The following is a 12,645-nucleotide window of genomic DNA, read 5'->3' as shown; positions in this document are numbered from 1 at the left end:
TCATGGAAAGCGAATACATCAGAGAAGTCGAAGCCACCCGCGTCCGCATCCTCAGCGAAGCCCTCCCTTATATGCAACAATTTGCGGGGCGTACCATTGTGGTGAAATATGGTGGCGCTGCGATGAAAGACAGCACCCTCAAAGATAAAGTGATTCGCGACATTGTCTTTCTCTCTTGTATCGGTATGCGGCCGATTGTTGTCCATGGCGGTGGCCCAGAGATTAATACCTGGCTGGCCAAATTAAACATCGAACCCCAGTTTAAAGATGGCCTGCGGGTTACCGACGCCGACACCATGGATGTGGTGGAAATGGTGCTTGTGGGTCGGGTGAATAAAGAAATTGTTTCCTTAATCAACCAAGAAGGCGGCGCTGCCGTGGGCCTCTGTGGCAAAGATGGCAACATGATCCAAGCTCGCCATGTCGGGAAAGAAGGGGTTGGTTTTGTCGGGGAAGTGACCACTATTGATACCAAATTGATTCAATCTCTCGTGGAAAATGGCTATGTGCCCGTCATTTCCAGTGTTGCCGCCGACGAAACAGGTCAAGCCCACAATATCAATGCCGATACCGTCGCCGGGGAATTAGCCGCCGCCCTAAGTGCTGAAAAGCTGATCCTGCTCACCGATACCCCTGGCATTCTAGAGGATTACCATAATCCCGCAACCTTGATTCCCCGCTTGAATCTGCAGCAGGCGCGGGAGTTAATTGATCAAGGTGTTGTGTCCGGGGGAATGATTCCCAAGGTGACCTGTTGTGTGCGATCGCTGGCCCAAGGCGTTAAAGCCGCCCACATTATCGACGGACGGATTCCCCATGCTCTGTTGCTCGAAATCTTTACCAACGATGGCATTGGCTCGATGATCGTCGCGTCGGACTACCTCAGTCAGTTTCCGATGTCCCCTTTCCACTAGCCCTTGATGCAAAGCACTTGTTTCAGGGTGGCGACCACTTCCACTAAATCTGCCTGTTGCGCCATCACTTGTTCGATGGGTTTGTAGGCGGCGGGAATTTCGTCGATGATGCCAGTATCTTTGCGACATTCAACCCCAGCCGTTTGGGCCACCAAGTCATCTAAGGTAAAGGTTTTTTTGGCTTTGGCCCGCGACATTAAACGTCCCGCACCGTGGCTACAGGAACAATAGCTCATCACATTGCCTTTGCCCTTAACGATGTAGGATTTTGCGCCCATGGAACCGGGAATAATACCGTAGTCTTCCTGGCGTGCCCGCACTGCCCCTTTACGGGTGACGTAAATCTCTTCGTCAAAATGGGTTTCTTGTTCGGCATAGTTATGGTGGCAATTCACAAACATTAGGGCTTTTGTCGGTTTGCCACCAGCGAGATGTTTTTCGATGACCTTTTTAAACCGCGCCAGCATCACATCGCGATTGAAATGAGCATAATTTTGAGCCCATTGGAGATCGCGCCAATAAGCTTCAAATTCCGGCGTGCCTTTCACGAAATAGGCGAGATCGGGATCTGGTACTTTAGTTTCCGCGAGTTTCAGAAGATCCTTGGCGGTGCCAATGTGACATTGGGCAAGTTTGTTGCCAATATGCCGCGAACCGGAATGGAGCATTAACCACACATTATTTTCTTCATCCAAGCACACCTCAATGAAATGATTGCCGCCACCGAGGGAACCCATTTGCTTCAGGGCTTTGCCTTCGAGGTTTTTCACGCCCCGATGGAGATCTTTAAAGTTTTGCCAACCACCCCAATTACTCACCGTTTTATCAACGTCTTTGTTTTCTTCAAAACCAACGGGAATCACGGCTTCGAGGTCTTTGCGGATTTGCTTGAGTTTGCCATCGAGGCGATCGCCTTTAAAGGGCAATTTGAGGGCGGCCATCCCACAACCAATATCGACCCCCACTGCTGCGGGAATGATGGCATCTTTTGTGGCAATGACAGAACCCACCAAGGCTCCTTTCCCTAGGTGAACGTCGGGCATCAGGGAAACGTGTTTAAATACAAACGGCAGCGAGGCCACATTTTTCGCCATTTGCAGTTCCTGGGAGGCTAAATCATGGCCAGCCCAAGAATAAACGGGTTTTTCGGTTTGGATCGGTAGAGGTTGGTGGGGCATCGGGGGCTACGGAACGGCAGTAAAAATGAGGTGATTCAAAAAAGATTGGGTTATTTGTCACTCCTTCAGATCATAACGATTGCGTATCCAAGCATAAATATTTTTAACGTTTAGTTGATAAATCACGGCACCCTTGCGACGGGTTAAAGGGTGGGCACTAGGATAGAAAATCATCGGTCGCAGCAGGGCACTTATGAATTATTACGAGATTTTGGGGATTCAGATTACGGCCAACCAACGGGAAATTAAAACGGCCTACCGACGCAAGGCGATCGCCCTCCACCCAGACACCCTGACGATCAATACCCCCGCCGACCAACGGAAACAAGCGGAGGAAGACTTTAAGGAACTCAATCAGATTTACGAAATTTTATCTAATCCAGAACAGCGACAAAAATATAACCAAGACCTCCAAGGCACTGAAAAAGCAGATCGATTGCGCACAGTCCGGCAACTCCGGGATCAACAAAATTTCCAGGCGGCGATCGCCCAGGCCCAGAGTCTCTACGGGCAATTTCCCACCGATCCCCAATGCGCCGATCTCTACGGCGAAGTTTTAATGCTCTACAGCCGCCAGTTGCTCGACAACAATCCGGTGGCGATCGCCCCAGAAATTAAAACCTATCTGGAATTAGCCCTATCGGTGGTGCACTCACCCCAGATCAAACAGCAGATCCAACAACTTCTTGCTCACTTTGAAAAAACAGCCAAACAAAAAAAGACTACCCAACATCCGCCCGAAAGTGAACCTTCCCAAGAGTCATCTAACCTGATCAGCACCAAGCGCGCGATCCAACTCCTCAAAGCCGGGGAAGCTGGCATCAAAGCTTGGAACCAATTCCGGGAATATGAAACCTATTTACCCGACCTCGCCGGTGCTGATTTGAGCGGCATGGATCTCAGTCAGACCAATTTGCAGGGGGTCAATTTACAAGGGGCCGATCTGAGTCAGGCAAACCTAGGAGGCACAAATTTAAGCCAGGCCCAACTGATGCAAGCGAATTTAACGGGCATCAATGGCGAGTTGGCTAACTTTAGCCAAGCAGATCTCACGGAAGCGAACTTAACGGATAGCTGTCTAGTGAACGCTGATTTCAACCAAGCCAATTTAACCGCTGCAACCCTCAATCAAGCCAATGCTTACCGCGCCAATTTCCAGGGGGCAAATCTCCAGAATGTGCACTGGTGCGGGGGCAACCTAGGGGAAGCTAATTGTCTCCAGGCGAGCTTTGCAGGGGCGATCCTGAACCAAACCAACGGCAAAAAAGGCAACTTTACGGCAACAACCTTTACTAACAGTCAGTGGGAGGGGGCGGTGTTGGTAGATGCGGACTTTTCCCAAGGGAATCTGGAGCGGATGGAGTTGGCTAATGCCAATTTGTCGAACGTTAAATTTATCGGCGCGCGGCTCTGCGGCACGAACCTCAATGGCAGTGCCACCCAAGGCAGCAAAAAATATCCCTATTATCAGGGCAGCATTGATTTTTCTGGGGCGGATTTGTCCTGTGCCACCTGCATCGAAACGGTTTTTCCCAAGTCAAATTTCAGCAATACCCGCCTGCAAAATACCAATTTCGACCAGGCAGACCTCAGTGGCAGTAATTTCCAGGATGCGGTGCTCCACAACACCAGCTTTCTGGGGAGTAACCTACGCGAAACCGATCTCAGTGGCACAAAGTTTTATTTTGCCTACGTGAACGATCAGACGAAAATTACCGGGGCGAAGGGCATTTAACCAGGGGAGCCATAGCCACCGCCCCCAGGGGTCTGGATTTCTAGGCGATCGCCTTTTTCCATCGCCACTTCAACGGTACTGGGCAATATTGTTTCAGTGCCATCGCTGCGGATCACTTTATTTTCCCCACAAGCGCCCGGTAAGCCCCCCTCTAGCCCAAAGGGTTCTACTAATCGCCGACTGGACAAGATCGCGGCGGTCATTGGTTCCCGAAATTGCAAACGACGGATCACGCCATTGCCGCCATGAAATTGCCCTGGGCCACCACTATTTTTACGGATGGAAAATTCCTCGAGCATCACCGGAAAACGCCATTCCAAGACCTCTGGATCCGTCAGGCGAGAATTGGTCATGTGGGTTTGCACCGCATCCGTCCCGTGGAAATTTGGGCCAGCGCCGGAGCCGCCGCAGATGGTTTCGTAGTATTGATACTGGGCGTTGCCAAAGGTGAAGTTGTTCATTGTTCCCTGGGAAGCCGCCATCACCCCCAAAGCACCATACAAACAATCGGTAATATTTTGGGATACCTCCACATTGCCCGCCACCACCGCTGCCGGATATTGGGGGTTGAGCAAACAGCCTGCGGGAACAATCACTTTGATGGGCTTGAGGCAACCATAATTGAGCGGGATGTCGTCCTGTACCAAACTCCGAAAAACGTACAATACCGCTGCTTGGGTCACAGCTTTGGGGGCGTTAAAGTTCGTCTTTGATTGGGGAGAAGTACCCGTAAAATCCACCGTGGCCGTTTGCTGCTCGCGATTAATTTGGATGCTGACCTGGAGGCGATCGCCATTGTCTAGATTGACGGTAAATTCCCCGTCTTGGAGTCGTTGAAGCTGCTGTTTGACCGCTTGTTCGGCGTTATCTTGCACGTGCTGCATATAGGCCAAAACCATCCCCTGACCGTAATGGCGCACCAGTCGTTGCAGTTCCTGGAGTCCTTTTTCGTTGGCGGCAATTTGCGCCTGGAGATCCGCTAAATTCTGCGTTAAATTGCGCACGGGATAAACCGCGTCCGTGAACAATTGCGCCACAGTTTCCGTTTGGAATTTCTCCTGTTTCACAAGGCAAACATTGTCGATTAAAATCCCTTCTTCCTGGATCTGGGTGCTTTGGGGTGGCATCGACCCCGGCGTAATCCCCCCTAGATCGGCATGGTGACCACGAGAGGCGACGAAAAAGAGCGGCTGCGTATCGTCGTTTGGCGAAAAAACGGGCGTAATCACCGTCACGTCGGGTAAATGGGTGCCGCCATTGTAGGGATTATTCGACATATACACATCTCCGGGTTGGAGGTGCGTTCCGTGGGCCTGGATCAAGCTGTAAACGCTCTCACTCATGGAGCCGAGGTGGACAGGAATGTGAGGGGCGTTGGCGACGAGGTGACCCTGGGGATCGAAAATCGCGCAGGAAAAATCGAGCCGTTCTTTGATATTGACCGAGTAACTGGTGTTTTGCAGGGTGACCCCCATCTGTTCGGCGATCGCCCGGAAGAGGTTATTAAAAATTTCGAGGATGACGGGATCTGGTTGACGGAAATCTGTGGGTACAGGTTGAATTTCCTGAGAGATGTCACTGACTTTTTCGAGGATCAAGTGATTGTATTCATTTAAGCGGCCTTGCCAACCGGGTTCGATGACGTTTGTGCCAGTTTTTTCGATGATCAGGGCAGGACTGGGAATAACATCACCGGGCTGGAGGGTCGCGCGGTCATAAACGGGGGTTTGTTGCCATTGACCACCGCTGTACATCGCAACTGTTTCCATCGGTTTTACAGGGCCAGCAGTGCGTTGGGGTTGGGGGGTTTCCGTGGCCGGTTGGGTTGCGCAAATGAGTTCCAGGCTAATAGATTCGACGATCAGTGCCTTGTCGGGCAGAGTAAACCCATAGCGTTGTTGGTGGAGGGCGGAAAACTCTGCCACCATGGTTTTTTGATCAGCGAAGGTGACAATTAACGTCGAGTCGGTGCCTTGGTATTTCAGATGGGCTTTTCGTTCCTCAAAAATTTCGGCTTCGCTTGGGGGATGTTGTTGACTAAGCTCTGCGATCGCCTGGTGCTTAAGTTGCTGGAATTTTGCTTCTAGTTCAGGGAAAAGATATACTTCTAAAACTTTTTCAATGGCTTTTTCCTTTAAGATGCGAATTTCGGCCAAACCGATGCCATAGGCGGACAATACCCCCGCAAAGGGATGGATCACAATGGTTTTAATCCCCAAGATATCGGCGATCGCACAGGCGTGTTGTCCCCCCGCCCCCCCAAAACAACAGAGGGCATAGTCACTCACATCGTGGCCCCGTTGCAGGGAAATTTGCTTGATTGCGTTGCTCATATTCTCCACGGCGATCGCCAAAAAACCAGCGGCAATCTCGGCGGGCTCTTGCGTTAAAGTTTGGGCGAGGGCTTGGAACTTTTCTGTAACAATGGCGCGATCTAGGGGAGCTTTACCGTCTGAGCCAAAAACCTGCGGAAAGAAATCTGGCTGAATTTTTCCCAGGAGCACATTGCAGTCCGTGACCGTCAGTGGCCCCCCTTTGCCGTAACAGGCTGGCCCCGGATGCGCCCCGGCAGATTCTGGCCCGACCCGAAACCGTGCGCCGTCGTATTGCACCAGGGAACCGCCCCCCGCCGCGACAGTGTGGATCGCCATCATCGGCGTTTTCAGGCGAACCCCAGCAATTTCTGTTTCAAAGCTGCGTTCGTAGCTGCCGTCGTAGTGAGCAACATCGGTGGACGTCCCCCCCATGTCAAAGGTGATAATTTTCTCAAAGCCGGCGATCGCACAGGTTTTTACCGCGCCGACAATGCCCCCCGCTGGCCCGGAGAGAATGCTGTCTTTCCCTTGAAATTGCGTCGCCTCCGCTAATCCCCCATTGGACTGCATAAACATCAGTTTTGGCCCCTGGCTTTCCGTTTGGAGATAACCCGCCACTTGATCCACATAACGGCGCAAAATTGGCGATAAATAACCATCTACCATCGTCGTATCGCCCCGACTGACGAGCTTCATCAACGGGCTGACTGCATGGGATAGGGAAATTTGCGTAAACCCAATTTCTTTGGCGATCGCCCCAATTTTTCGTTCGTGGTCAGGGTAACGGTAGCCATGCATCAACACCACGCCACAACTGCGAATCCCGGCGTCAAAAGCGTTTTGTAAATCCTGCCGCACTTGATCGAGATCCAATGGCTGCAAAATATTGCCTTGGGCATCGACTCGTTCCGGCGCTTCGATCACCTGTTCATAGAGCATTTCCGGCAGCTTGATCTCTAGGGCAAAAATATCCGGGCGATGTTGATAACCAATGCGCAACGCATCCCGAAAGCCCTGGGTGATCACGAGAACTAGGCGATCGCCTTTGCGTTCTAGGAGGGCATTGGTTGCCACCGTCGTCCCCATTTTGATCACTTCAATATTTTCAGTGGGGATCGATTGATCCGGACTGAGACCCAATAAATTCCGGATACCCTGCACCGGCGCATCGGGGTAACATTCTGGATTTTCTGACAGCAACTTATGGGTAGCCAGCCTGCCATCGGGGCGTTTTGCGACGATATCCGTAAAGGTGCCACCTCGATCAATCCAAAATTGCCAGCGAGAAGAAGTTGTCACCATAATCCTCTGGGTTCCAAGGTTTGCGTGGTCTTGAATGTTTTATTAGAGTCTATTTGTTTTGCGTTTTGTGGTGTCAGCGGCGAGAAATTTGGTGTTCAATGGAGCAGGCTCTTTATTTTCTTCTGTGCCATGACAACTGATACCACAACTCTTTTGTGCCAATATTGTGCGGGTCAAGGTTTTATTATCGAGCGCGATTGTGGTGGCCAAGCCCAATACGAAATGACCTGTCCCCTGTGTGGCGGCACTGGAGAACTTACCCCAGAGGCGGATATTAACCCTACAGACCAAAGTGAATCTAAAAACTTAAGGACACCAGGTCAGTCCTAATGTCCCATCGAGAGCACCCTCAAACAAATAATTCGTTGGGTTAATTTATAGCTGGGCCGGCGATCGTCCCTGACTGAGTTTTAGATGACTTCGATTTCCTCTTCCCGGAGGTGGGCCGCATATTTCGGGTCGAACCGGACTTTGATTGGTAACGTTGCGGTGATCGGGCGGCCGATAATCGTTTCGATGGTCCCTTCCATACCTTTTAGATCAAAGGCTTTTTTCCGGTTTTGGGGGTGGTTGTACACAATGACAGATGCCGTAACACGGATGCGATCGCCAACGTTCATAAACCTTTCTTGTCCTCTCTCGTACAAATATCTCTAAAGCTCTCTGGAGAGCAAACAGTTTTTCCATTGTACATAGCCATGGGCTCCCTACCGCACTGTTTTTTTGGAACTGGCGATCGCAAAAAGCCCATTCATCGGACAGATGTAAATATTGTTGCGTGAATCGCTTGATTCCCAGGGGACACGGGCAAAATAAAAACAGAATGCCCGTTACCAAAGGATGCGTGCCCCATGAAGTTTTGGTTTACCCTGCTCCAATCTCTGCCTGAACTGAGCACCATGGATGTAGAGTTACTCGATTCCGAAATCGACACCCAGGCACTGCGGCTTGATCCGCATCCCACCTCCCCGGTCTCGGCCACCCTGACCCCCGCCCAACTCCCCGTTAGTGGCGCGTTGATCTTTCCAGGCATTATCGTCACCCTGATTGTGCTCTTTTTGATGAGCATTTGGGCCTACACCAGGGTCTATGTCATTACCCCCAACAACGAAGCCTTTGTCCGTACCGGGGGCGTCATTCGCAAAAAGAAAACGGTCATTCTTAACGGGGGCTGCATTGTTCTACCGGGGTTCCACGAGTTAACTCGCGTACCGCTGCGGGAAATTTCCATCGATGTCGAACGTACTGGAAACCTCGCTGTCCGCACCCAAGATTACTTGCGGGCAAATATGCGGGTCACATTTTACGTTTGTATCAATGCCAATGAAGAAGATGTTTTAGTCGCCGCCGCCCGGTTATCCAAGCAGGGACGCATTTCCGAAGCAGATATCAAAGAAGCCCTGGAGAAAAGAGCCGATGACGCAATTCGGGCCGCCGCTAAACGCAAAAGCATTGCCGAAATTGATTCTGACAAACTGGGATTTGCTGACGAAGTTTTGAATCTAATTCAGCAGGATCTCAAGAAAGTAGGTTTGACCCTCAACAATATTGCCATTTCTGAGATCGAAGAAAGCGACACCTACGATGAAAATAATTTCTTCGATGCCCAAGGGGTCCGCCTCCGCACGGAGACAATCCAAAAATCCATTAAACAAAAACTCGATGTTGAGCTAACGGTGCTGAAGGAAAAGCGGGAGCTAGAACTCAACACCAAGGTAGAAATCGAAGAACAGGAGCTCGCCGCCGAACAAAAATCCCTGAAGCTGGCTAAGGCGAAGGAAGAAGCCAAGCTCAATCAAGCGAAGGAAATTGAATTCCTCAAGGCACAACAGGCCCAGGAAATTCAGGCATCCCAGGATCAAGAATTAGCCAAGATTGAACGCAATCGTATTCTTCAGGAAAAGGCCGTCGAAGAGGAGAAAATTCAACAGAAACTTTCGATTCAGCAAAATCAAATTGCCGCCGATATTTCCCTCGAGCAGCAAAATAAAGCCCTCAAAATTGCCATGGCGGAGGCAGAAGAGGAAGCCAAAATCGCCCAACAACAGGCGGCGATCGCCATTGCCAATAAAGAAAAAGAACGCCTCGCCGCAGAGGCCGAACGCACCCGGGCCGAAGAAGCTGTGGCCACCTCCAAGGCCGTCGAACAGGCCAACCGGGAACAACGCCTGGCGATCATTGATGCTGAAAAAGAAGCCGATCAAAAACGCATTGCCGACCAAAACGTAGTGGAAATCGATGTGTTCCGGCGGCGACGTCAAGCAGAAATTGCCCGTCAAGCGGCGGAACTAGAGGCCGAATCGATCCGCACCCTGGCCGATGCCAACCGCTACCAAGCCCTCGCTGAGGCCCAGGGGAAACAGGCTCTAATCGAAGCAGAAAATGCCCTGAGCAATGCCAACCGCACTGCTGAATTAATGAAGCTCTTTTTACCGACCCTCGCCGACCAACTGCCAGACATTATGAAGTCCCTCGCTCCCCAACCCGGCGTCCTGGGCGATGCAAAAGTATTTGCCTTTCCGGGAACCAATGGCGATGGGGCTGGCCTGGGGGAGATTAATAAATTGTTGCTCTCGACGAGCGGTTTGTCGTTGGTCAATGGTCTTTTAGAAGACGGTAAATTGGGGACGCTGTTGGCCCAGGTGAAAGGCCTGTTGCAGGATAACGATGCAGACACCAGCAATAACGAGGTGTTGCAAAATGTGGAAGCTCTCTTGGACGAGTTAAAGGAGAAAAAGACAACGACAACATCCTCTGAAACTTCATCGCTACCCACTACTTTTGTCCCGTTGCCCAAGGAGGCAAAAGATTCTGAAGGGGCGTAATTTTTTCAGGGATTCTTAAACTCGATTTTTCAAAAAGGCGATCGCCAACCGAGCGAGGGAATACGCTACGATCACAAACGATGTGAATTTAGCGGCAAACCAGGCGTGCAGTACAGTTGGCAGAAATTTGGACTTTTGGGTGGGTTATTGGTTCTCTTGGGGGGCTGTGCCCAGTTGGGCAATTTAGAAGAGAGTCTAGCTCCCGATCCGCGCCTCGTAGAACAACAGGAACAGGCCGCTGAAACCGACCCCCCAGCAGATTCGTCCTTACCGGCTGATTTTCCGGCAGAAATTCCCCTCTACCCCGAAGCAACCCTCATTCAAGCAGAAGACAAGACCACCGTTTGGGCGATCGCCGATAATGTCCAGAGCCTCGAAGCCTTTTACCGTAAAGCCTTTGGCGAAGCTCCCTGGGAAATTGTCGCGTCCCCCACTGCCGCGACGGATAATCTCTTAGAAATTGTCGCCCGTACCAGCGATCTGGAAGTAACCCTGTCTTTGTCGGAAGCTGCTTCTCCCACTACCAATGACTCCGACCAGGCCGTCGTGGGCACCACCTTTGTCCTCAGTTACCGAACTTTAAGCACCACCGGGACTAACGATCCAGTACCGACCGATAACGCAAATGCGGAACTTCCTACCCAGGTACAAGATCTCGTTGCCCTCCAGGTTTTTACCGCTGCGGATTTTCAGGCCGATACGGTGATCACCAGACGCCAATTTGCCCGCTGGCTCCTCAAGGCCCACAACGCGATCTATGGCGATCGCCAAAACCAACAAATTCGCCGCGCCAATGCCAGCAGTAAACCCATCTTCACCGATGTACCGGCCAGCGACCCCGACTTTCCGTTCATTCAAGGGTTGGCCGAAGCCGGAATTATTCCCTCAAGCCTCACCAACGACACCATTACAACCTTTCGCCCCGATGCCCCCCTCACCCGGGAAAGCCTGATCGCCTGGAAAGTACCCCTCGACCGTCGCCAGGCTCTCCCCCAAACCAGCCTCGACAATATCGCCGAAACCTGGGGCTTTCAGGATGCCGCCAAAATTGACACCAGAGCCCTCCAAGCCCTCTACGTGGACTTTCAAAACGGTGACCAAGCCAATGTGCGGCGGGTATTTGGCTATACCACCCTCTTCCAACCCCAAAAAACGGTCACTCAACAGGAAGCGGCGATCGCCCTGTGGTATTTCGGCTACCAAGGCGAGGGTCTATCTGCTGCCACTGCCCGTGGCGATCGCCAAACCTCGAACCAAAGTAACCAAACCACTGATACAGAGACCAATCCTCCCGCTTCCCAAAACCCATAGCTAAAAAAATTCCCCAATCACAACCGCGACTGAGGAATTCATTGTTTGAGGTTTAGACGAAACTTGTTAGTTGCTCGCCGGAGATAGATCAGCGTCGGTGCTGCCCTTGGTGCGGCGACGGGTCAAGGTATTGAAAAGCATTACGCCAATGGCCTTAACGAGGTTTCCTTCTAGCTCCTTGAACATATTCATATTCATGCCAAAGGCATCATTGGCTTCTTGCACAATTTGCTCTGCCGTTTCTTCCGGCACATCCAAGCTGTTCATTGCCGCCCGGTACTTGTCTTTAAAGGCCTTTTCGTCAGAGATATTCTCAAACTCATAGAAAGCCGTCCCTTCGCCGTCGAGGTTCATCGCATTTTGGGCAATTTTCTTGAGGATTTGCCCCCCAGAGAGATCGCCCAGGTAGCGGGTGTAGGAATGGCTGACTAAGAGTTCCGGTGCGGTCTGGGCCACTTCATGGATGCGATCCACATAAGCCTGACCAGCGGGGGTGATTTTTGCTTCGGCCTGCCAATTGGGGCCAAAATAATAGCGTAGATCCGTTTCGAGACTTTGTTTACGGTTTAACTCAGGGAAATAAATTTGGGAGACGACGGGATGATCCTTGAGGCGCTCCATCTCCTCTTCCATCGCTGAGTAAACATAGTAAAGGTCTGCCACAAGCTTCCGGTAGGATTTTTTCTCCACGACTCCCTTCAGGAAGCATTTCACGAAGCCAACGTTTTCCGCCATCGTGTGGGAAGTTTTCGTTCCCTCTCTCAACATTGTTGCTAGGTTAGCGACCATAGAAATAAGTCCCTTGTTCTTACTAAAAATGAATAGATATTAAAAGGTTTGTTAAAGAAAGTTAACAAAATCAAAAGACTGCTCAGTTTCGTAGGTTAACTGGTTTTACGGGTTTATGCTATTAAGTTTTTTTACGAGAAAATCGACGTGTTTTTTGTCAGACTTGCGCGGGCTTGGCGTTGGGATAAGACGGGCTTTTGGGCGCCTCGGCCTTGGAGATTGGGGGCAATTTTCGCCGGGGATAGCTAATGTTTGTGACCCTGAATAATCTGCTGA

General features: G+C 51.1%; 9 protein-coding genes. 5 read left to right on the top strand and 4 right to left on the bottom strand.

Annotation, left to right across the window (positions count from 1 at the left end; all coding sequences use genetic code 11):
* The first annotated feature begins 2 nt into the window (after positions 1-2).
* On the top strand, positions 3-914 hold the full coding sequence (gene argB, locus AWQ23_RS12540; protein ID WP_012308112.1) for an acetylglutamate kinase: 912 nt from the start codon (positions 3-5) through the stop codon (positions 912-914).
* On the opposite strand, the gene AWQ23_RS12535 is transcribed toward argB, so the two are convergent.
* Positions 911-2,092: an RtcB family protein gene (locus tag AWQ23_RS12535; protein WP_062435933.1), complete on the bottom strand. Its 1,182-nt coding sequence runs from the start codon at positions 2,090-2,092 to the stop codon at positions 911-913. The genes argB and AWQ23_RS12535 overlap by 4 nt on opposite strands.
* A 193-nt stretch (positions 2,093-2,285) precedes the next feature.
* On the opposite strand from AWQ23_RS12535, the gene AWQ23_RS12530 reads away from it, so the two are divergent.
* On the top strand, positions 2,286-3,827 hold the full coding sequence (locus AWQ23_RS12530) for a pentapeptide repeat-containing protein (protein ID WP_062435931.1): 1,542 nt from the start codon (positions 2,286-2,288) through the stop codon (positions 3,825-3,827).
* On the opposite strand, the gene AWQ23_RS12525 is transcribed toward AWQ23_RS12530, so the two are convergent.
* A complete protein-coding gene (locus AWQ23_RS12525) occupies positions 3,824-7,444 on the bottom strand; it encodes a hydantoinase B/oxoprolinase family protein (protein ID WP_062435930.1) in 3,621 nt (1,206 codons plus the stop codon). The genes AWQ23_RS12530 and AWQ23_RS12525 overlap by 4 nt on opposite strands.
* 129 nt (positions 7,445-7,573) lie before the next feature.
* Between AWQ23_RS12525 and AWQ23_RS15780 the strand changes: the two genes are divergently transcribed.
* Complete coding sequence (locus AWQ23_RS15780; RefSeq protein WP_071884933.1) at positions 7,574-7,774, top strand: hypothetical protein; 201 nt, start codon at positions 7,574-7,576, stop codon at positions 7,772-7,774.
* An 80-nt stretch (positions 7,775-7,854) separates the two neighbouring features.
* On the opposite strand, the gene AWQ23_RS12520 is transcribed toward AWQ23_RS15780, so the two are convergent.
* Entirely contained in the window at positions 7,855-8,064 is a 210-nt protein-coding gene (locus AWQ23_RS12520; protein WP_012308107.1) for a ferredoxin-thioredoxin reductase variable chain, read from the bottom strand.
* A gap of 231 nt (positions 8,065-8,295) precedes the next feature.
* Between AWQ23_RS12520 and AWQ23_RS12515 the strand changes: the two genes are divergently transcribed.
* Both AWQ23_RS12515 and AWQ23_RS12510 read left to right on the top strand, forming a co-directional pair.
* A complete protein-coding gene (locus AWQ23_RS12515; protein ID WP_062435928.1) occupies positions 8,296-10,269 on the top strand; it encodes a flotillin family protein in 1,974 nt (657 codons plus the stop codon).
* 105 nt (positions 10,270-10,374) lie between these two features.
* Positions 10,375-11,580, top strand: coding sequence for an S-layer homology domain-containing protein (locus AWQ23_RS12510; RefSeq protein WP_062435926.1), 1,206 nt, complete (start codon positions 10,375-10,377; stop codon positions 11,578-11,580).
* 66 nt (positions 11,581-11,646) lie between these two features.
* Here the strand turns inward: AWQ23_RS12510 and AWQ23_RS12505 are convergent, their stop codons facing one another.
* Positions 11,647-12,369, bottom strand: a complete 723-nt coding sequence (locus AWQ23_RS12505; protein WP_012308104.1) for a heme oxygenase (biliverdin-producing) — start codon at positions 12,367-12,369, stop codon at positions 11,647-11,649.
* Positions 12,370-12,645: the final 276 nt, after the last annotated feature.

Origin of the sequence: Picosynechococcus sp. PCC 73109 (assembly GCF_001521855.1) — a bacterium.
Taxonomy (GTDB): domain Bacteria; phylum Cyanobacteriota; class Cyanobacteriia; order Cyanobacteriales; family MRBY01; genus MRBY01.
The sequence above is the reverse complement of the archived record's forward strand: the minus strand, read 5'-3'. Positions and strand labels throughout refer to the sequence as shown.